Source organism: Campylobacter hyointestinalis subsp. hyointestinalis, assembly GCF_013372145.1.
GTDB lineage: Bacteria > Campylobacterota > Campylobacteria > Campylobacterales > Campylobacteraceae > Campylobacter > Campylobacter hyointestinalis.
This window is the reverse complement of the sequence record NZ_CP053827.1, coordinates 590,924-610,709: the sequence shown is the minus strand read 5'-3', so window position 1 is coordinate 610,709 and position 19,786 is coordinate 590,924. Positions and strand designations below refer to the sequence as shown.

Below are 19,786 nucleotides of genomic sequence, written 5' to 3'. Positions count from 1 at the left end.
ATAAACTCAGATTACGATAGCTCTATCTTTTACCTTTATTTGAGATAATTTCAAATATCTTTTATATGTTCTAAAAACTCATTAGCACCTATAAATCCGACTATTTGCTTGTTTTTTAACTCTTTAGTATTTTTGTAAAAAATCAGAGCCGGCGGTCCGAAAACAGAGTATTTTTTCATCAAAGCAGCATCGTCTGGGCTACCATTTGTTACGTCTATTTTTATCAAAGTAAAGTCTTTTAGTCTTAGTAAAACTTTTGGATCCATAAATGTTATCTCATCTAGCTCTTTACAATTTACACACCAAGAAGCCCAAAAGTCTATCATTACTGGCTTATCACTTGAAGCCAAGATATTATCAAGTTCTTTTAAATTTGATACTTTTATAAATTCTATATTATCTTGTTTTATGGCTACATTTTTATTTATCAAATTTGGAGCGAATTTGTTTACGCTGAAATTTACTACAAGCACTGATGAAACTATAAATATAAACAGTCCAAAAGCTTTTATAAATTTAAGTCCATTCGTGCTGGCTGGCTCAAACGCACCAAGACCTACCGCCCAAAATATTCCTAAAACTCCGTAAAGAAAATAGCTTATCTCATCTCCTATCACCCTACTAAGCATCCAAACAGCCATACCTAGCATCAAAAATCCAAATGCCCTTTTTATCTCGTCCATCCAAAATCCAGGCTTTGGAAGTAGGCGTGAGCTACCTATACCTACTAGCAAGAGAGGAACGCCCATACCCATACTCATAACAAACAAAGCGATACCGCCTAGCAGTGCGTCTCCGCTATTTGCTATATATAAAAGAGCTCCAGCAAGAGGCGCTGCAACGCAAGGCCCAACAACAAGAGCAGATAAAAATCCCATTATAGCCACACCAAGAATTCCGCCTTTTTTCTCACTTTTTGAACTTATATAGCTTTGAAATTTTTTAGGAAGCTCTATATTGTATAGCCCAAACATAGATAAAGAAAGCAACACAAATATAATACTAAAGCCTATAATAACAGTAGGGATTTGTAAAAGACCTTGAACGCTAGCGCCAAATACGCTTGCCAAAACACCTGCGATAGCGTAGGCCAAAGACATAAAAAACAGATAAACAAAGCTTATCCAAAGCCCGGTTTTTATAGATCTTTTCTCGCCACTTTTTGCGATGATTATACTTGAAACGATAGGTATCATAGGAAACACACAAGGCGTAAGTGATAGCAAAAGTCCATACCCAAAAAATGTTATGATAGTCATAAGTTTGCCATCGTTTGCAAATGAATTTGCTATTTTATCTTGATTGGAAACAGCTACTTTGACCGGAGTTTCTGATCTTTGTATTTTAGATATTTTTAGTTCGCCACCAGTGTTACTCACCTCATAAGTAACCTCCATAGGCTGATAGCAAAATCCACTATAAGCACAGCCTTGATATTTTAGGTCTAGAGTTAGCTTATTTTTAGTAGTAAAGTTTGAAAGCAAACCAAATGGCACAAACAGATCAAACTCGCCTTTATATATCTCATAATCATCATATTTTTCATAATTTGGCAAATTTAAATACTCGGTTATGTCATTTCCCAAAACGGTAATTTTGAGTTTATCTTTATACAGATAAACACTCTCATCGACTTTAAAGTTTAAATTTATACCTTGAGTTTTATCACTACTTGCATTGATCTTAAAAGCATCATCTACACTAAGTACGGCACCAAAACTAAAGCTAAAAAATAAAAATAGCAAAACTAAAAACCTATACACTACGTTTCCTTTAAAAAATAAGCAAAATTGTACTTTATATTTATAAACATACTTTATCCCAAACGTAAATCAAATTTTAAATAATAAAATTTAAGTCGGTAAATTTTTATTAAATTTATGTTTATTATTTTTATTTAAACAGAATTTTAATTAATAAACTATACAATAATATAATTATATTTTAAGGAAGTCGTATGGAAAAAGATGATGATTTTGTGACCATCAAGGTCAAAAAAAGTAAAATAGAGTATGAAAAAGAGCTTAGAAAACTACAAATAGAATTCTTAAAATTTCAAAACCACGTAAAAGAAACCGGTTTAAAAGTACTAATTATTATAGAAGGAAGAGATGCTTCAGGAAAAGGCGGAGTCATAAAAAGACTTACCGAACATCTAAATCCTAGAGGCTGTAGAGTCGTCGCTTTGGAAAAGCCAAGTGACGTTGAGCGAACTCAGTGGTATTTTCAAAGATATTCAGATCATCTTCCAAGTGCCGGTGAGATCGTGATATTTGATAGGAGCTGGTATAACCGTGCAGGAGTTGAGCCTGTGATGGGATTTTGTACGCAAGAAGAGCATAAAGAGTTTTTAAGGCAAGTACCTAAATTTGAAGAAATGTTGGTAAGTTCTGGAATTTTACTATTTAAATTCTACTTCTCAGTTTCAAAAGACGAACAAAAAAAACGTTTCAAAGATAGAAAAACAGATCCTTTAAAACAGTTCAAACTATCTCCAGTAGATCAAAAAAGTCAAGAGCTATGGGATCAATACACAGTAGCAAAATACTCGATGCTGCTAGCTTCAAATACACCTTACTCACCATGGACTATCATAGTAAGCGACGATAAGAAAAAAGCTAGATTAAACGCATTTAGATACCTACTAAACAAAGTCGATTATCCAAAAAAGATTGAGGCCAAAGAGATAAAGATCGATGAAAAAATCGTTAAAAGCGGATCTACTGAGATAAAACTTATGGAAGAAAATCTAAAAAGTGAAAATTTAAAACAGATGCACGGCTGAGTAAATTTAAGTGCCAAGCAATCGGCACTTAAACCAAAATTAGATATGAACTTAAGCAAATCAACGGTTTTTAAAAGCCGTTATGATCATTTTTAAAAGCAAAATAACAGATAAAAAAATCCCAAAAATAATAAAGAAAAAGCCGATCGGCAATAAAAAGAAATATTCATGCAAAACGCCATTAGTATCTATCCATTCATTTGTAAAAGCTTTTAAGCAGATACAAAATAGACCGATACACACCGAACTAGCGCAAATGGCTAATATTATTTTATTGCTCATTTTTAGCTCCTAGATTATATTATTAAATTTAATCAAACTGTTGAGTTTGATAATAAAATTATATCTAAATTATAAGAATTACAAGTAAATTTATGAATATTTTTTGAATTTGGAGTTACGAATTTAATCGCAACTCCATTTGCAGAATTTATAGAAGGCTTATTCGACTTCTGCGTCTATGACGTCATCATCTTTTTTCTTTTGCTCGCCGCCTGTCGCACCTGCATTTTGCTCTTTATACATAGCTTCAGCTAGCTTATGACTAACTTCGCTTAGAGCTTTTACTTTTACGTCAATTTGCTCTTTTGAAGCATTTTCATCTTTCAATATCTCTTTTAGATCATTCAAAGCCGCTTCGATCTTTGCTCTATCTTCGGCTGGGATTTTCTCACCCATTTCACTTAGAGATTTTTCAGTTTGATGTGCTAAGCTATCAGCGCCGTTTCTAGCTTCTACGGCTTCTTTTCTCTTTTTATCCTCTTCTTTATGTGCTTCGGCGTCATTTACCATTTTATTTATCTCTTCTTCGCTAAGACCGCTTGAACCACTTATAGTGATGTTTTGAGCTTTACCGCTAGCCTTATCTTTTGCTGAAACAGTTAAAATTCCGTTTGCATCTATATCAAACGTAACTTCGATTTGAGGTACGCCACGAGGTGCTGGCATTATGCCTTCAAGATTGAAATTACCTAAGCTTTTATTGTCTTTTGCAAACTCACGCTCGCCTTGAAGCACGTTAATAGTAACCGCGCTTTGATTGTCTTCAGCAGTTGAGAAAGTTTGAGACTTTTTAGTAGGGATCGTAGTTCCTTTTTCTATAAGCTTGCTCATAACTCCACCAAGAGTCTCGATACCAAGGCTAAGAGGTGTAACATCTAGTAAAAGCACGTCTTTTACGTCACCTTTTATAACAGCGCCTTGTATAGCAGCTCCGATAGCGACTACTTCATCAGGATTTACTGATTTGTTTAGCTCTTTGCTAAATGCTTTTTTGACTTCTTCTTGTACTAGCGGAACACGAGTCGAACCACCTACCATAACTACTTCTTTTATATCGCTTTTACTTATACCAGCGTCTTTTACGACTTCATTTATTTTTGTGATAGTTTCGCCTACCAAGTCGTCTATCATACCTTCAAATTTAGCTCTGCTAAGAGTTTTTGTAAGGTGTTTTGGACCAGTCGCGTCAGCTGTGATAAACGGAAGATTTATAGTTGTTTCCATAGCACTTGATAGCTCTTTTTTTGCATTTTCAGCAGCTTCTTTTAGCCTTTGAAGAGCCATTACATCACTTTTTAGATCGATTCCAGTTTCACTTTTGAACTCACTTACTAAAAAGTCGATAAGTCTATTATCAAAATCATCACCACCTAAAAACGCGTTACCGCCTGTTGCTAAAACTTCAACTACGCTATCGCCTGTTTCAAGCACAGTTACGTCAAATGTTCCACCACCTAAGTCATAAACTACGATTTTTTCAGCCTCTTTTTTATCAAGACCATAAGCAAGAGCTGCGGCTGTAGGCTCGTTTATGATACGAAGTACATTTAGTCCTGCGATAGTTCCTGCCTCTTTTGTAGCTTTTCTTTGACTATCATTAAAGTACGCAGGCACAGTGATAACGGCGTCCACAACGCTCTCGCCTAAAAACGCCTCTGCATCTTCTTTTAGTTTCATAAGAACTTTAGCAGAAATTTCTTGCGGAGTATATGTTTTACCAGCTATCTCGACGGCGCACGCACCGTTTCTATCTACTATATGGTATGGAAGACGGCTTTTTGCTTCTTGCGCATTTTTTTCGTTCATCATAAGACCCATAATTCTTTTTATAGAAAATATGGTCTTTTCAGGGTTTGTTACTGCTTGACGTTTTGCAGTATCGCCTACTAAGATCTCACCTTTATCTGTGAAAGCTACTACTGAAGGAGTTGTATTTTTACCCTCTTTGTTTGGTATAACTTTGCTTTCGCCTCTTTCATATATGCTTACGCATGAATTTGTTGTTCCTAAGTCTATTCCTATTACTTTACTCATTTTTTTATCCTTTTAAATTTAATTTACTTAATTCTAATTTACTTGGCAATTACGACCATAGACGGTCTTAAAACCCTATCATTATACAAATAACCTTTTTGATAAACAGCAGCTATCTTACCGCTTTCTACCTCATCTGTTTCTATATAATTTATAGCGTTGTGAACTTCTGGATTAAACTCTGTATCGGTACTAATCTCCTTGATCCCGTATTTTTCAAAACTTTTCTTAAACTGATCTATAGTTAAGTTTATACCATCTTTTATCTTATTTGCTATCTCATCATCACCGCTTTGCAAATTTGAAGCGATCTCCAAAGCATCGATGACTGGAAGCAGATCTCTTGCAAAGCTCTCATTTGCAAATTTAACAGCTTCGCCTTTTTCTCGCTCTAAGCGCTTTTTGATATTTTCAAAATCCGCAGTAGCTCTTATCAAATTTTCTTTAAGAGCCGCTATCTCTTCATCTTTAGCGTCGCAAATTTGTTCTTCATTGTCGTTTTGTATCTCCGTATCTTCTACGCTCTGCTCTTTTAGCTCTTCGCTCACGCTGCCTCCTTTATGCTGGTTAAAAATTTTTCATAATCACTATAAACACTACCGGCGCATATCATTACTGCACTTTTTCCCTCAAATATCACATCTGTTTTTAAGCCCATAAAACCAGGCTCAAACACTGGATTAAACGCTAAATTTGTTCTAAAAATATGCTCAAACGACGGTTCTAATATACTTTTTATTCTATCGTCTTTAAACATTTCAAACGCAACTTTTTCATTTTCTTGAAAATATATGCGATTTCTTTTTAGCTCTTTTATCTTACTTCTAAGCTCGCTTAATCCAACTTGCATAGAAACTTTGTCTAAATCTTCTAGGCTAATGCCTATTATATTATTTAGAAATTTTTCTACTTTAGGGTTGTACTTTAAAACAATACTCTCGCCGACAAAATCAAGAATCAAAAATCTATTTTCTACATTTAAAACTTCACTTAGAACTAGTTTACTAACTCCAAAAATCATACAATAAAGACCGAAATCATAAACCAAAAAATTCAAAACATCACTGTTTATGATATTTATAGGACTATTAAATTTAAGTCTATCTTGCCAATAAAGTTTCATAGTAGCAAATGTAGGAATTCGCCCACCGCTTATGTGGAGCTGTGTTATAGCTCCCTCATCACTGAGCTTTTTAAAATATACTCTGATAGTTGATGCTGGGATACTAACGTTCATACGGATACCTAGCTCACTTGAGCCGATCGGCTCATTTGCTTCAAGGTAAGCTTGTATGATAGACTCTAGTATCAAATCTCTTTTATCTACTTTCACTCTTAGCACTCTTCCTATTCAATTGCTAAAAGAATTATACAACATTGAGCCTATATTTGTCAAGTCTTTTAAGTATAAAACTTTAGATATAGTTTATAAAATTTCATATTTTAGCAAAAATAAAATATATTTATACGTTTTTCCGTATAATTTATATATTTTATTAGTTTAAATATAATATATATTTTATATTAAATAAATTATAATAGATATTATATAATGTTTAATATATATTTAATACAATTAAATGTATAATTACACCTATGGCAGAAATCAGCAATATTTTTAATATTTTACATAACGCTGTTGAAAGTAATAATTTAGGTAAAAAGATATCTCAAGCACAAATGGCAGAGAAACTCGGAGTTTCTATGAGAACATATCAAGATTGGAAGCTAGGTATTGCTAAACCACAAGCAGCTCTTGCTGTGTGTAAAATGCTTTGTGAATTAGATGATGATGAACTGATCTATACGGTAAATAAACTAAAAAAAGTTATAGGAGATAAAGTTGGATAGACTAACCAATAAAGAAAGAAACGACTTAGAAGCGGTTTTTGCAGCTATTTATAGAGATAATAATTCTAAATTTATGAGCTTTTATAAGCAATTGTATCGTGATTTTTATAAGAAGATAAAATTATTTAAATTTAAAAACCTCTCGAAAAAGAGGTAGGCTGTTTTTATTTAAACAGCTCTTTGTAGTTTTTCTTCATAAACTCAACTACCTCTATGACTTCATCAACGCCCTCTGATTTAGAGTTTTCTAAGACATCATCTATATTTTCTATATAGATATCACAAGCATCTAAAAGTCTATCTTTTTTAACTCCTGCGAAATAAAGCATACCTTGCATCATCAAGTCAAGCTCATAGCTCATCTCTTCTGGTGTTATTTCATTTTCATAATCTTTCATTTTACTCTCCTGTTTTTTTATTTATAAGTTCAACTATTTGAGCTTTTATAGGCTCATAAGCAAAGCCGTCTTTAAATCCTACAAATAGACCTCCACTAGCATTTATATGCCCTCCTCCACCTACAAGTTCTGCTGCCATTTTACTAACATCTAGTTTGCCGTTTGCTCTAAAGCTCATAGTCTTTTTACTAGTAATATCTAAAAAGAAATCATAATCATCATTTGCGCTCAAAAAGTCATTACCTATAACAGAAGTACTTCCTATATTGTGAGTTAGTATGCCTTTATGACCTCTGTAAAGTACTGTAAATTTCTCTTTTGCATCGCTCAAAAGTCTAACTAAATACGCAGAGTTTAGGTTGCTCAAAGTATCGTCATTTTTAAATTTAAAAAAGTTTTTTTTGATCTTATGCGTGTCATTATCTAAAGCGATATGGGCGTTATTTAGTCCGATATAGTTCATAAAAGAGTTCATAAGATAAAAAACATACTGAATATGCTCGTTTTCAAACAGTACTTTATTTATCTCTTTTGCTCCTGATATGATGCCCATACAGACTTTACCAAGCTCGAAATCTTCGCTATCTTTTAGCCAGATATCTACGGCATTTACTACATCACAGTAAGCACCAAGCCCATCATCTTTACCAAACAAAGAGCTAAAAAAATCATACGTGATCTTTGTAGCACTTCTAGAACTATCTAAATAGTACCATTTAAATTTGTTTGAACACTCAAGCCCAGTTTGATGATGATCTAATAGCATAAGTTTGATATCTTTTCCTCTTATAGCATTTTCAAAGTTAGCACATTGAGCTAGACTCAAGTTTAGATCAGTTATCAAGATAACGGCTTTTTGTTCATCTATATCTTTTAGTATTTGACTAAATTTTTCGTCGATTTCTTTTCCGTAGTTTGAATTATAGAATTTAACATTTTTCAGATAAAAACTACTTACAAATTGACACGAATATCCATCTAAATCAGTATGACTAAGATGATAAATTTTCATATTTTTCCTTTTAAATTTCTGGTATTTCTATCACACCAAGAGTCTCAAACTGAGTATTTGGCGCGATCTCTGCAAAACTAAGAACAACTATATCTATACCGAAGTTTTGCACTATATTTGCTATAAATTTACGCAGACTAGGCTCTACGCAAAGCAGCATAGCGCCTTGCTCGCTCACGCTTCTGTTTGCTCTTTTTTCTCTTAAAGCAGTAACTATAGCCGAAGTTTGAGCTACGTTTATCATAAGATGATAAGCGCCGTCTTTGTAGCTTAGACTATCGACTAGCTTTTGTTGTACCGAAGCGTCAAATATATAAAAATTCAGCTGTCCTTTTTCATCTGCGTAAAGAGCTGTTATAACCCTGCAAAGCGCAGCTCTGACGTGTTCTATTATCATATCTAAATTCTTACTTACTTCTGCGACGTCGCTTGTTGCTTCAAGTATGCTTAACATATCTTTTATAGGGATATTGTCTTTAAGCAATGCTTTTAGTATCTTTTGGATGAGACCTACGGTTGCGACTTTGAGCGTATCTTCTACAACGACTGGATAGTCTGATTTGAGCTTTTCTAGTATATTTTGAACTTCTTGTTTTGTTAGAAGCTCACTCGCGTTTTGTTTAACGAGTTCGCTCATATGAGTAGAGATCACGCTAGCAGGATCTACGACCGTATAACCGCTTAAGATCGCGTCCTCTTTTACACTCCCATCTATCCATAAAGCGTCAAGCCCAAAAGCAGGCTCTTTTGTAGCGATTCCCTCTATATCGTTGCTTACATAGCCACTATCCATAGCTAAAAACTTATCTGCATAAACGGTTCCACTAGCTATCACGACCCCTTTTAGCTTAAACCTATACTCGTTTGGCGGAAGCTGCAAGTTATCGCGTATCCTGATCTTAGGCATCAAAAAGCCAAGCATCGAAGCTATGTTTCTACGCATAGCCCTTATCCGCTCTATAAGATCACTATCAGCCAACTTTAACAGCCCATAACCAAGATCTAGTTCTAGGATCTCGATCTTTAGTATATCATCTATTTTGCTTTGCTCTTCTCTTGCTACTTCTTCGTCGCTTTTTTTGATAGGTTTTTCAGATGTTTCGCTTTTCGAGTTTGGATCTTGTTGTTTTTTCGTATTATCTTGTGTAGCTGAAAAATCAAGATTTCCGTCTTGAATTTGCTTCATAAGATACCCTATGCTTAAAAACAATACAGCCATAAAACCCAAAGAAAACGTAGGAAGTCCCGGTACTATAGCAAATATAAACAGTATAAAACCGACTATAAGCAAAGTTTTATACTCGCCAAGTAGCTGAGATACAACGCCCTCAGCAAAGTTATCTTCGTCTTTACTAGCTCTAGTTATGATGATAGCTGTTGCAGTAGATGTGATGAGTCCTGGAATTTGACTTACTAAGCCATCTCCTATCGTAAGTATAGTATAGCTCTGAGCTGCCGCACTCATATCTAAATCATGCTGAAACGTGCCTATCAAAAAACCACCTATGATATTTATGATAGTGATGATAATACCAGCAACCGCGTCACCTTTTATAAATTTAGACGAACCGTCCATCGCACCGTAGAAATTCGCTTCTGAGATGATCTCTTGACGGCGTGAGCGCGCTGTTTGCTCATCGATAAGTCCAGCATTTAGATCGGCGTCGATAGCCATCTGTTTTCCAGGCATAGCATCAAGGGTAAAACGAGCTTGAACCTCACTAACTCTTGTCGAGCCTTTTGTCACAACCATAAAATTTATAAGTACAAGTATACAAAATACTATGACACCTATAACATAGTTGCCGCCGACTACAAACTGACCGAAACTAGCGATGATCTCGCTAACTGCTTCTGGTCCATTATGACCTTCACTTAGTATCATACGAGTCGTAGCGATATTTAAAGATAGCCTAAAAAGCGTAATTATAAGTATCAAAGTAGGAAATGTACTAAGATCAGTAGGCTTTGGTATATATATGGATATAAGTATGATCAAGACTGATATAGAAAGCGACAATGCCAAAAAAAAGTCTAAAACTACGCTTGGAAGCGGAACTATGATAATGGCTAAGATAGCTATGATAACAAAAACAACGGTTAAACTTTTAGCTTTTACAAATGGCGCTAAAAACGGAGCGACCATTGTTAAGATATTGCGTTTTGCCAAATTTACTTCTTGATGATATCTGCCAAAGTAATGCCGTTTAAAAAGTCATCTACTTTAAGCTGCAAGGCATTAAACATAGGCCACATTTTACATACACTTCCCTTATGACTCGGGCAGTCTTTACGATCAATGCTGCACTCAAATACATAAGCTTTTCTTTTTTCAGCACTTTCTAAAATTCGTCTTATGCTGATATTTGCAGGCTTATCAGCAAGTATAAAACCGCCGTTTGCGCCTTTAAATGAATTTAATATGCCCTCTTTTGCAAGATTTTGTAGAATTTTAGCTAAAAAACTTTTTGAGATCCCGAGTTCGCAAGACATCGCATCTACGTCTTTTGGGGAGTTACTTTGCGATAATAACATCAAAGAGAGTAACGCATATTCACTAGCTTTTGTAAAAAGCACTTGTGCTCCTTTAATTATTTGAATTCCATAATTTTAGCAAAATTTGTTTTAATATTGACTAAGTTAGTCTGAATTTAAATTTAGCAAAAAGCCTCTATATAAATTTAAGCTATATTTTTGATTTATTTAGCTAAAATCAATCTTCAAAAATTTAATACCGCTCAGGAGGTCAATTATGGCTTTAGATTCGGCTAAAAAAGCAGAAATAGTTGCGAAATTCGCTAGAAAAAGCGGAGACACAGGTTCTCCAGAAGTTCAAGTAGCTCTTCTTACTACAAGAATTGCTGAACTTACCGAACATTTAAAAATAAATAAAAAAGATTTTAGTTCTCGTCTAGGTCTTCTTAAGCTAGTTGGTAGAAGAAAAAGACTTTTAAAATATTTAAAAGCTAAAAACTACGAATCTTATACAAAACTTATAGCTGAGCTTAGCATCAGAGATAAGTGAAAGAGCCCTATCTGGGGCTTTTCTCATGCTCTACGAATTCCCTAAAAACCAGCCTTTCATAGCTCTTATCAGTTACGATACTCCAGAGCAAAACATCATCACTCATCCCAAAGACGCAAAGAAATTTGGTATAGAATTTAAACTAAATGTAAAAAATAGCAGCCCTATAGATCATTTTATAAAAAAGTATCCTATAGACTTTGATACATACAAAACAAGCTTTGATAAAGTCATAAATCATCAAAAAAACGGAGATAGTTATCTTTTAAATTTATGTTTTTCTACTAAGATAGAAACAAATTTAAGTTTAAAAGATATATTTGAGCATACAAAAGGCGAAGCTCTTATCTATAAAAAAGATGATTTTGTCTGCTTTACGCCTGAGCCTTTTGTTACCATAAAAGACGGTTTTATCCATGCTTTTCCTATGAAAGGCACGATAAACGCAGCACTTCCAAAAGCCAAAGAAACGCTTTTAAACGACCCAAAAGAGTTTAGCGAATCAGCTATGATGCTTGATCTCATGAGAAATGATCTTGGCGCTATCTCTACTGAGGTTAAAGTAGAGAGTTTTAGATACATACAAAAAGTAGCGCAGCTATATCAAACTAGCTCGCACATCAGCGCAAAGCTGAAAAAGGGGATAAGTTTTGATGAGATTTTCTCTAGCTTGCTGCCAGCAGGTAGCATAACAGGGACGCCAAAGCACGAGACAATGCGCATCATCAAAGAGTGTGAAAGAGAGCCTAGGGGATTTTACACAGGAGTTTTTATATATTTTGACGGAGTAGTTTGCCAAAGCTTCGTTATGATAAGGTTTGTCAAAGAGCGCTCTGATGGGCTGTATTTTTTCAGTGGTGGAGGCATCACGGTAATGAGTGAGGCAAAAAAGGAGTATGATGAACTCATCCAAAAAGTCTATTTTCCTTTTTGAGACTATAAAAATTCAAAACGGCAATGTTTTAAATTTAGATTTTCACATCAAAAGAGCTCAAAATTCCGTCTTAAATGAGCTTAAATTTGATTTTGCAAAGATTTTAAAGCCAAAAACAGAGGGCATTTACAGAGCCAAAGTGATATATGATCAAAATGGCGAGCTTGTAAGCGTAGAGTATTTTCCATACAAAATGCGTGATTTTTACGAGTTCAAGCTAATAAATATAAACTTTAGCTACGATAAAAAATATCTAGATAGAAGCGACATAAACAAAGCCAAAAACGGCTTTGATGAGATCATTATGGTCAAAAACTCTCTCATAACAGACACTAGCATAGCGAATTTAGCTATTTTTGATGAGAGCTCAGGTCTTTGGCTGACTCCAAAAACTCCACTTTTAAAAGGCACTTCAAGACAAAGGCTACTTCAAGACGGCTTTTTAAAACCAAAAGACATAAGTAAAAACGAGCTGTTAAACGCTAAAAAGATCGCTTTAATGAACGCTATGATAGGCTTTGTAGAGTTAGATAAGTTCAAAATAATATAAAAAAGTAAGCGCAAAAGCCTACTTTTCAAATCTCAAAATATCAAATTTCAACTTTTCGTTCTCTTCTAGCAAAAGCTTATCTGGATTTACCAAAACTCCGATTTTTACAGCTTTTAAAAGCGGAAGATCATTTATGCTATCGCTATAAAAAGTCGCATTTTCAAACTCATCTTTAGACACATAAGATTTGATCTTTTTTACTTTTCCATCTCTAAACGCTGCAATACCATCGATATTTCCAGTATAAACGCCGCCTTGTATCTGGCTATCCGTCGCTAAAAACTCATCTATATGAAGAAACTCACACACGGCCTGTACTATAAAATCATTTGTTGCGGATATGACTATCTTCTTACCCGCGTTTGAATTTACTAGCTTTATAGCATCATCATAGACTATACCCTTGATCTTTTTATCCACAAACTCACTCAAAAGCGGTTTTATATCCTGCTTTGTTTTGCCTTTTATCGGAGCTAAAAAGTGCTTTTGGTACTCATCCATATCAAGCACGCCATTAGCGTAGTCATCTTCATAAGCCTCTTGAGCTGCTACGAACTCAGCCCCGACAAGCCCTTTTTCATAGATAAAATCCGCCCAAAGCTTGGCGCTATCTTCTTTGATAAGCGTTTTGTCAAGATCATATAGATACAACTTCATCAAATTCCTTTTATCATTGCATATCGTCTTATCCTATAAGACAAAGCAAAGTTTAACACATCGATCTTTAAATTTATATATAAACTAGCCACTACTGGTATTGCAAAAATTTAGTTTGTGCCTTGCAGATATCAAATTCATTACCAAACTACTCACTATAAAAATAGTATAAATTTAGTTATTTTGTATATTTAAATAGTCATATAGGAGTAATGGGACTAGAATGAAGGAATAAGTGGTAGACTTGGGGTTGAGTGGAGGTTGTGAAAAAAAGGGTGGGGGGGGGGTTATTTAAAAGCTATAAAAGTAGCGAAATTTGCCCATTTAAAAAGCGTTTCAACTCTTTTAAAACCTGCGTTTAAACAAAGCTCTTCATTTTCTTTTTGAGTATAAGGTATGAGTATATTTTCTAAGGCTTGACGTTTTTGTGATATCTCAAACTTAGAATATCCTTGCTTTACCTTATATTCTTCGTAAATTTCTATCATATCTAAGGTAAATTTTTTATCTTCGAAAACCAGCTTTTCACTAAATACAAAAAGCCCGTTTTGGTTTAAATTCAAGTAGATCTTTTTCACGAATTCATCTCTTTTTATCGGACGAATGAACTGTAAAGTATAGTTAAGTATCACAGCATCTGCCCCGCTAAAGTCATACTCTAAGATATCTTTAGCAAACAAATTTAGACTAGCCCCATAAGCAAGAGCTTTGTTTTTTGCCGTTTTTATCATAGCTTCACTACTATCTACGCCATTTAAAACAAGGTCATTTCTAAGCTTAAAAAGTCTTAGAAGCGTAGTAGCAGTCGAACATCCCAGATCAAAAACATTAGCATTTGTCGGTAAATTTTTTACTAAAATTTCAGTTATTAGAGATTGTACCGTGTCATAAAAAGGCACTGAGCGACTTACCATATCATCAAAAACACTTACCACGCTCTCATCAAACTCAAATTGCTTTTTTATAGGCTCTTTAAAAACCTCATCTCTCACACTAAATCCCTTGAATGTATAAAGTTATCTTGCAGACTAAGATCGCAAACTTTTGCTACGTTTCTTGCTATAAGTATATCTTTTGCGATCTGCTCTTTTAGCTCTAAGAGCGAAGAAAATTTGATATTATCACGTATCCTCTCTACAAAGCAAACCCTGACTTCGGTAACTTTTTCGTGTAAATTCAGATCTAAAAGATGACTTTCTATACTAAAAGCACCATCGGTACTAAGGCGATTTCCTATAAAGGTTATGGAACTATACGTTATATCGCCTATCTTTGTTCTAGTTGCATAAACGCCGTCTTTTGGCAAAAGATACGGTTCGACTTTTAAATTTAAAGTCGGATATATACTCTTTTTTCCTATACCTTGTCCGCCTACAACCCTGCCTTTTATACTGTACTCTCTACCTAAAAGGCGATTTGCTCTATATATATCTCCATCGCGTAAAAAACGCCTGATAGCCGAGCTATGCACACCAAGACCATCAAAGCTAAATTCTTTTACTATAATGACTTCGCCGTGAAATAAATTTTTAAGGTCGTGTTTGTCCCAAGCTCTATCTTTTCCAAATTTAAAGTCATATCCTACAACTATACGTTTTAAATTTGGAAAATCAGCCTCTAAAAGCTTTAAAAACTCATCTCCTCTTAGATCCTCGATATCTTTTAAATAATAATAAAAGCAAGGGACGCCTGAGTATTCTTCTCTTCTATCGCCTGGGGTGATACAGGCTTTATTGCTCTCTATAACAACTAACGCACCACCCTTTCCAAGCTCTTTTATGAGTTCTTTATGTCCTTTATGAATGCCGTCAAAATGTCCTATAGCAATAGAATCTATATCATTTTTTTCTATAGTGGTAGAATGATTCAAGGTTTCCCTCCTTACCTGTTATCACGCACTCTTTTTTAGCAAGGCATTCCCAGCCAAGCTCGCTGCAAGCGCTCTGAAAATATTTTTGTGAAAGTAAAATTTGCTTTTTATCTTTGACTACGCCTCTTGAGTTTCTTTTTACGTCTTTTCCTACTTCAAATTGTGGTTTATGAAGCAAGATTATATCTCTTTTAGCCAAACGATCAATATCTTTTAAAATGAGCAAAACGGATATAAAACTAACATCTATAGTTACTAGATCAAATTTACCTTCTTTGAAATCCCTTATATCGGTATTTTCTCTCACTATGACTCTAGCATCGTTCCTAAGAGTACTATCAAGCTGATCGCTTCCTACATCTAAAGCCGTCACGCTTTTTACTCCATTTTCAAGCAAAACTTGCACAAATCCGCCTGTGCTACTTCCTATATCAAGAGCGTTTAAGCCAAATGGATCAAATTTGATCTCGTCTAAAAAGCCTTTTAGTTTCAAAGCCGCCCTGCTAACATAAATAGTATCTAAGGCTTTTATATCAGCGCTCTCATCTACTTCTAAGCTTGGCTTGTCTAAAATCCTATCATTTATATAAATTTTTCCTAGCTTTATCAGTTCACTAGCTTTATTTCTGCTAATACCAAGCACCAATGCCACTGCAAGATCTGCTCTCATTTAAGGCTCTCATACTCGTTTTCATTTATCAAACTTATACCTAAACTCATAGCTTTTTCTAGTTTACTTCCTGCCTCGTCTCCGTACAAAACAAAGTCGGTTTTAGTAGAAACTGAGTTTGTTACCTTTGCCCCAAAACTCTCAAGCTCGGCTTTGAACTCATCTCTAGGGCGAGATAAAGATCCGGTTATGACAACTGTCTTACCGCTAAAAGCATTTTGTTTTAGCTCTATTTGGGCTATTTTAGGCGTTATAAAACCAAGAAGCTCTTTGATCTTGTCTAAATTTACCCTTATAAACTCAAGATAGCTTAACGCCATAGCTTCGCCAAAACCATCTAAACTAAGAAGTTCTTCAAGGCTTAAGCAGGTCCACTTTTGACCGTAAGTTACGGCTATTTTTTTTGCGGCAACCTCCCCGATATGTTCTATACCTAAAGACGTGATAAAACGTTCTAAATTTGGGGTTTTAGAATCATCAATAGCTTTTAGTAAATTTGATATTTTTTTTGTTTTAAAACCCTCTAATCCCATAAAGCTAAGCTCATCAAGCCTATAAATATCTGCTACATCTTTGATGATTCCTCTTTTAAAAAGCAGCTCCACTACCTTTTCTCCAAGCCCATCTATGTTCATACATTTTTTTGAAGCAAAATATATAATAGAGCTTACGACTCTTGCTTTGCAGCTCAAATTTTGACATTTTATAAAAACATCTTCGTCTAAAAGCTCCATGCCACATTCTGGGCAGAATTTAGGACGCACTATCTCCTTTTCTTCACCATTTCTACGCTCTTTAAACACGCTAGTGATCTTTGGTATCACATCTCCACTTCTTATGACTGTAACAAGGTCATTTTTCATAAGCCCAAGGCGATTTATCTCATCAAAATTATGCAACGTGACATTTCGTACAAAAGCGCCCTCTATCCATACTCCATCTAAAATACCCACCGGAGTTACAACACCTGTTCGCCCTACTTGCAATGCTACATCTATCAAGCGAGCCGTTTTTTCTATAGCTGGGAATTTATACGCAACCATAAATTTTGGAAATTTGACTGTATATCCAAGACTTTTTGCTTTGCTTAAGTCATTTACCCTTACAACCATTCCGTCCATTAAGATAGGCTTATCGTCTCTTTTTTTTGTAAGTTCTTTGTAGGCATTTTTCAGCTCGTCACTTGTTTTGCAGATCAAACAAAACTCGTCTTGCAAAAATCCAAGACTTCGCACAAAGTCCATAATCTGCGAATGTTTTTCGTAGTCCAAAGAGTTGCGCCCTACTCCCCAAGGATAAAATTTGAGTTTTCTTTGTTTTACTACGCCATTATCTAGCTGTCTAAGGCTACCAGCAGCCGCATTTCTAGGATTTGCTAAAGGCGGCTCGCCATTTTTTTCACGTTTTAAGTTTATAAGCTCAAAATCTTCTTTTGAGATCACGACTTCGCCCCTGATCTCTATGAGTTCTTTATAAGAAATTTGAAGCGGGATAGATGAGATAACTCTAGCGTTATGAGTCACGTCTTCGCCTATGCTTCCATCGCCTCTAGTGGCAGCTTTTACAAGTTTTCCATTTTCATAGAGCAGATTTAAACTAGCGCCGTCAAATTTAGGCTCTACAAAAAATTCAAGCCCCGTTTTATCGCCCCTAAGTATCCAAGCGTCAAGTTCTTCATCGCTAAAAATATCTTCCATAGACCACATTCGCTCTAAATGCGATGATTTTTGAAATTCGCTTAGAATTTCGCCGCCGACTCTACAAGTAGGAGAGTATGGAACTTTTAACTCTGGATTTTCATCTTCAAACTTAAGCGTTTTGGCGTAAAGTTCGTCGTATTCGGCGTCACTAGCTATAGGAGCATCATTCGTATAGTAAGCTTTTGCCCATAAATTTAGTGTATCGACTGCTTTTAGGTACTCATTTTTATCCATAGTTTTTCTCTAAATTTCTAAATTTTTATAAATTTGATTTATCTTAAACATTTGAATATGCTCTAAAACATCATGTACTCTTATGATTTTAGCACCATTTTCAAAAGCTTTTAAATGTAAAAATAGCGTTCCAGGAAGTCGCTCACTCACGCTTGCTTTGCAGTAATGATCTATCACACTTTTTCTACTTGCACCCACAAAAAGAGGGTATCCAAAGTGTAAGAAATGCTCTAAATTTTTGATGAGTATCATATTGTCTCTTGGAGTTTTGCCAAAGCCTATTCCTACATCTAAAAATATCTTTTTCACGCCCAAACTTTCGCAAATTTCAAGCTTTTTAGCGAAAAACTCATCAACATTACTTAAAATATCGCAGTCTTTTACGTCTTTTTGCATAGTCTTAGGATCGCCTATTTTGTGCATCAAGCAATACTCTGCGTCATACTTAGTAGCTAGAGTAGCTAAGCTTAGATCTGCAGTTATGTCATTTACCATACTAAAGCCTCTCTCAAGCGCGTAAGTAAGGCATTTTTCATCAAAACTATCTAGACTTAGCTTAACTTTTTCATAAATCTTACTTGCATAAATTTCATCAACGACAGGCTTAACTCTACTAAACTCCTCATCACGCCCAGGATAAACACTTCCAGGACCAGGATAAACACTTCTAGGACGTGAGCTAATCATACCTATATCTATGTACTCAGCGCCATCTTCTATCATCTTTTGTATTTTTGAGATGCACTCGTTTTTAGTGGTTCTGCTACTAGGGTTAAAACTATCGTCATTGAAATTTAAAACACCCATTATGCTTGGCATATCTGGCTTTTTAAACTCTATTTCTATAAATTTAGCTAGATCTTTTAGCCCAAAATCTTGCTTTGCCTCTTTTTTACTCAAAAGAGCGAGCTGCCTATCATTTACTATAAGCAGAGCATTTACTAGCTCGTCTCCACCAAAAATACTGTCTTTTGAAGTCACAAGCTCGGCTCCTAGGCTTAGAGCGTCTTGTTTTAAGATATTTACGGCTACTTTTTTAATATCTTTTATATAAAAAAAGTGAAGAGCTGACTTTTGTTTCATTATATTTAGCCCAGCGATATGTGGTTTTATATCCTTGCACAAAACTTCAAAATCATTATCTTTACTGACTTTAAAAACTTTCATCTTGTCCTTTGCATCAAAAGAAGTAAAAGCGGCGTTAAAACGCTAGCTGATTTCGCGTTTAGATCTATTAATCTATAAATTTTATAAAAGTATTCGTAATCTTCGCTTTCAAATTTGATCCCAGCAGTAATCGCATCTAAGATTATCTGTTTTACTACTGCTAAAAGCTCTTTTTTACCGAATTTATCGCTCTTTTCAAGCGCTACTTTCTCTTCTATAAAAAGATAAATTTCCTTAAGCTCTAACCTTTTTAAATTTAAACCGATATCGATCTTTATACTTTTTTTGACTCTGCTATCCATAACGAGCCTAGATCTGACGGTTGGTAAAAGGAGATTTTTACTCTTTGCGACGATTACAAAAACTATATTTCTTGGCGGTTCTTCTAATATCTTAAGCAGTGCATTTTGTGGATCTATACCAAATTTATGAGCTATTATGACTATGATTTTTTCTCTGATCTCTGCGATATAAGCTTCGTTTATTATCTCTTTAGCATTTTCCATTAAAAGAGTATCGTATTCAAATATTTTTACAAAATTTGGATCATTCTCAGCTAAAATTTCGCTTTTTATAGATTCGAAATCTTCATCTATTATGATTTTGCTCTGCAAGTT

General features: G+C 34.8%; 21 protein-coding genes. 5 read left to right on the top strand and 16 right to left on the bottom strand.

The genetic code is table 11. The annotated features are described in order from the left end of the window. Nucleotides 1-50: 50 nt before the first annotated feature. The gene (gene dsbD / locus CHHT_RS03280; RefSeq protein ID WP_051663751.1) at nucleotides 51-1,763 is read right to left on the bottom strand and encodes a protein-disulfide reductase DsbD; all 1,713 of its coding nucleotides are present in this window, start codon (nucleotides 1,761-1,763) and stop codon (nucleotides 51-53) included. Nucleotides 1,764-1,957: 194 nt separating this feature from the next. Here dsbD and ppk2 point away from each other — a divergent pair, with 194 nt between their 5' ends. Further along, entirely contained in the window at nucleotides 1,958-2,785 is an 828-nt protein-coding gene (ppk2, locus tag CHHT_RS03275; protein ID WP_034962707.1) for a polyphosphate kinase 2, read from the top strand. Nucleotides 2,786-2,845: 60 nt separating this feature from the next. Here the strand turns inward: ppk2 and CHHT_RS03270 are convergent, their stop codons facing one another. The 4 genes from CHHT_RS03270 to CHHT_RS03255 all read right to left on the bottom strand — a co-directional run bounded on the left by CHHT_RS03270 (nucleotide 2,846) and on the right by CHHT_RS03255 (nucleotide 6,434). Further along, nucleotides 2,846-3,067, bottom strand: a complete 222-nt coding sequence (locus CHHT_RS03270) for a DUF3955 domain-containing protein (protein ID WP_051663750.1) — start codon at nucleotides 3,065-3,067, stop codon at nucleotides 2,846-2,848. Between the two features lie 159 nt (nucleotides 3,068-3,226). Then, nucleotides 3,227-5,101, bottom strand: coding sequence for a molecular chaperone DnaK (gene dnaK, locus CHHT_RS03265; protein WP_059425222.1), 1,875 nt, complete (start codon nucleotides 5,099-5,101; stop codon nucleotides 3,227-3,229). Nucleotides 5,102-5,139: 38 nt separating this feature from the next. Then, a complete protein-coding gene (locus CHHT_RS03260) occupies nucleotides 5,140-5,649 on the bottom strand; it encodes a nucleotide exchange factor GrpE (RefSeq protein WP_034962705.1) in 510 nt (169 codons plus the stop codon). Then, nucleotides 5,646-6,434 (bottom strand): HrcA family transcriptional regulator, encoded by a 789-nt coding sequence (locus CHHT_RS03255; RefSeq protein WP_034962704.1) that lies wholly within the window; start codon nucleotides 6,432-6,434, stop codon nucleotides 5,646-5,648. Before CHHT_RS03255 ends, CHHT_RS03260 begins: the two co-directional genes overlap by 4 nt. Before the next feature lie 263 nt (nucleotides 6,435-6,697). On the opposite strand from CHHT_RS03255, the gene CHHT_RS03250 reads away from it, so the two are divergent. Continuing rightward, on the top strand, nucleotides 6,698-6,952 hold the full coding sequence (locus CHHT_RS03250; RefSeq protein ID WP_034962699.1) for a helix-turn-helix domain-containing protein: 255 nt from the start codon (nucleotides 6,698-6,700) through the stop codon (nucleotides 6,950-6,952). 164 nt (nucleotides 6,953-7,116) lie between these two features. On the opposite strand, the gene CHHT_RS03245 is transcribed toward CHHT_RS03250, so the two are convergent. Genes CHHT_RS03245 through CHHT_RS03230 form a run of 4 tightly spaced genes read right to left on the bottom strand, consistent with a single transcriptional unit; the run spans nucleotide 7,117 to nucleotide 10,939 of the window. Next, a complete protein-coding gene (locus CHHT_RS03245) occupies nucleotides 7,117-7,350 on the bottom strand; it encodes a hypothetical protein (RefSeq protein ID WP_034962697.1) in 234 nt (77 codons plus the stop codon). A 1-nt stretch (nucleotide 7,351) separates the two neighbouring features. After that, complete coding sequence (locus CHHT_RS03240) at nucleotides 7,352-8,362, bottom strand: DHH family phosphoesterase (protein ID WP_034962695.1); 1,011 nt, start codon at nucleotides 8,360-8,362, stop codon at nucleotides 7,352-7,354. Nucleotides 8,363-8,372: 10 nt separating this feature from the next. Further along, nucleotides 8,373-10,532 carry a flagellar biosynthesis protein FlhA gene (gene flhA, locus CHHT_RS03235; RefSeq protein ID WP_232051102.1) on the bottom strand — a complete coding sequence of 720 codons (2,160 nt, stop codon included), beginning with the start codon at nucleotides 10,530-10,532 and terminating at the stop codon, nucleotides 8,373-8,375. A gap of 2 nt (nucleotides 10,533-10,534) precedes the next feature. Next, on the bottom strand, nucleotides 10,535-10,939 hold the full coding sequence (locus tag CHHT_RS03230; RefSeq protein WP_034962694.1) for an Rrf2 family transcriptional regulator: 405 nt from the start codon (nucleotides 10,937-10,939) through the stop codon (nucleotides 10,535-10,537). 175 nt (nucleotides 10,940-11,114) lie between these two features. On the opposite strand from CHHT_RS03230, the gene rpsO reads away from it, so the two are divergent. Genes rpsO through CHHT_RS03215 form a run of 3 tightly spaced genes read left to right on the top strand, consistent with a single transcriptional unit; the run spans nucleotide 11,115 to nucleotide 12,871 of the window. Next, a complete protein-coding gene (rpsO, locus tag CHHT_RS03225) occupies nucleotides 11,115-11,387 on the top strand; it encodes a 30S ribosomal protein S15 (protein ID WP_034962693.1) in 273 nt (90 codons plus the stop codon). Between the two features lie 25 nt (nucleotides 11,388-11,412). Beyond that, the gene (locus CHHT_RS03220) at nucleotides 11,413-12,321 is read left to right on the top strand and encodes an aminodeoxychorismate synthase component I (protein ID WP_034962692.1); all 909 of its coding nucleotides are present in this window, start codon (nucleotides 11,413-11,415) and stop codon (nucleotides 12,319-12,321) included. After that, the gene (locus tag CHHT_RS03215) at nucleotides 12,287-12,871 is read left to right on the top strand and encodes an aminotransferase class IV (RefSeq protein ID WP_064019695.1); all 585 of its coding nucleotides are present in this window, start codon (nucleotides 12,287-12,289) and stop codon (nucleotides 12,869-12,871) included. Before CHHT_RS03220 ends, CHHT_RS03215 begins: the two co-directional genes overlap by 35 nt. A gap of 18 nt (nucleotides 12,872-12,889) precedes the next feature. Here the strand turns inward: CHHT_RS03215 and CHHT_RS03210 are convergent, their stop codons facing one another. The 7 genes from CHHT_RS03210 to CHHT_RS03180 form a co-directional block, all read right to left on the bottom strand. Next, entirely contained in the window at nucleotides 12,890-13,528 is a 639-nt protein-coding gene (locus CHHT_RS03210; RefSeq protein ID WP_034962691.1) for an HAD family hydrolase, read from the bottom strand. A 287-nt stretch (nucleotides 13,529-13,815) separates the two neighbouring features. After that, the gene (cmoA, locus tag CHHT_RS03205) at nucleotides 13,816-14,520 is read right to left on the bottom strand and encodes a carboxy-S-adenosyl-L-methionine synthase CmoA (protein WP_034962690.1); all 705 of its coding nucleotides are present in this window, start codon (nucleotides 14,518-14,520) and stop codon (nucleotides 13,816-13,818) included. Beyond that, on the bottom strand, nucleotides 14,517-15,398 hold the full coding sequence (locus tag CHHT_RS03200; RefSeq protein ID WP_034962689.1) for a bifunctional riboflavin kinase/FAD synthetase: 882 nt from the start codon (nucleotides 15,396-15,398) through the stop codon (nucleotides 14,517-14,519). The genes cmoA and CHHT_RS03200 overlap by 4 nt, the downstream gene beginning before the upstream one ends. Then, nucleotides 15,367-16,068, bottom strand: a complete 702-nt coding sequence (tlyA, locus tag CHHT_RS03195; RefSeq protein WP_034962688.1) for a 23S rRNA (cytidine-2'-O)-methyltransferase TlyA — start codon at nucleotides 16,066-16,068, stop codon at nucleotides 15,367-15,369. Before tlyA ends, CHHT_RS03200 begins: the two co-directional genes overlap by 32 nt. Then, nucleotides 16,065-18,002, bottom strand: a complete 1,938-nt coding sequence (gene ligA, locus CHHT_RS03190) for an NAD-dependent DNA ligase LigA (RefSeq protein ID WP_074898800.1) — start codon at nucleotides 18,000-18,002, stop codon at nucleotides 16,065-16,067. The genes tlyA and ligA overlap by 4 nt, the downstream gene beginning before the upstream one ends. Before the next feature lie 9 nt (nucleotides 18,003-18,011). Then, nucleotides 18,012-19,169, bottom strand: a complete 1,158-nt coding sequence (folP, locus tag CHHT_RS03185; protein WP_034962687.1) for a dihydropteroate synthase — start codon at nucleotides 19,167-19,169, stop codon at nucleotides 18,012-18,014. Then, complete coding sequence (locus CHHT_RS03180; RefSeq protein ID WP_034962686.1) at nucleotides 19,166-19,783, bottom strand: DNA polymerase III subunit delta'; 618 nt, start codon at nucleotides 19,781-19,783, stop codon at nucleotides 19,166-19,168. The genes folP and CHHT_RS03180 overlap by 4 nt, the downstream gene beginning before the upstream one ends. Nucleotides 19,784-19,786 lie beyond the last annotated feature (3 nt).

Bases quoted from the DNA above. Each gene is read 5' to 3' on its own strand.
- CHHT_RS03240 (WP_034962695.1), bottom strand. From the start codon at position 8,362: ATGAAAATTTATCATCTTAGTCATACTGATTTAGATGGATATTCGTGT.
- ligA (WP_074898800.1), bottom strand. From the start codon at position 18,002: ATGGATAAAAATGAGTACCTAAAAGCAGTCGATACACTAAATTTATGG.
- folP (WP_034962687.1), bottom strand. From the start codon at position 19,169: ATGAAAGTTTTTAAAGTCAGTAAAGATAATGATTTTGAAGTTTTGTGC.
- CHHT_RS03210 (WP_034962691.1), bottom strand. From the start codon at position 13,528: ATGAAGTTGTATCTATATGATCTTGACAAAACGCTTATCAAAGAAGAT.
- tlyA (WP_034962688.1), bottom strand. From the start codon at position 16,068: ATGAGAGCAGATCTTGCAGTGGCATTGGTGCTTGGTATTAGCAGAAAT.
- CHHT_RS03250 (WP_034962699.1), top strand. From the start codon at position 6,698: ATGGCAGAAATCAGCAATATTTTTAATATTTTACATAACGCTGTTGAA.
- rpsO (WP_034962693.1), top strand. From the start codon at position 11,115: ATGGCTTTAGATTCGGCTAAAAAAGCAGAAATAGTTGCGAAATTCGCT.
- CHHT_RS03270 (WP_051663750.1), bottom strand. From the start codon at position 3,067: ATGAGCAATAAAATAATATTAGCCATTTGCGCTAGTTCGGTGTGTATC.
- CHHT_RS03215 (WP_064019695.1), top strand. From the start codon at position 12,287: ATGAACTCATCCAAAAAGTCTATTTTCCTTTTTGAGACTATAAAAATT.
- ppk2 (WP_034962707.1), top strand. From the start codon at position 1,958: ATGGAAAAAGATGATGATTTTGTGACCATCAAGGTCAAAAAAAGTAAA.
- CHHT_RS03220 (WP_034962692.1), top strand. From the start codon at position 11,413: ATGCTCTACGAATTCCCTAAAAACCAGCCTTTCATAGCTCTTATCAGT.
- dnaK (WP_059425222.1), bottom strand. From the start codon at position 5,101: ATGAGTAAAGTAATAGGAATAGACTTAGGAACAACAAATTCATGCGTA.
- CHHT_RS03245 (WP_034962697.1), bottom strand. From the start codon at position 7,350: ATGAAAGATTATGAAAATGAAATAACACCAGAAGAGATGAGCTATGAG.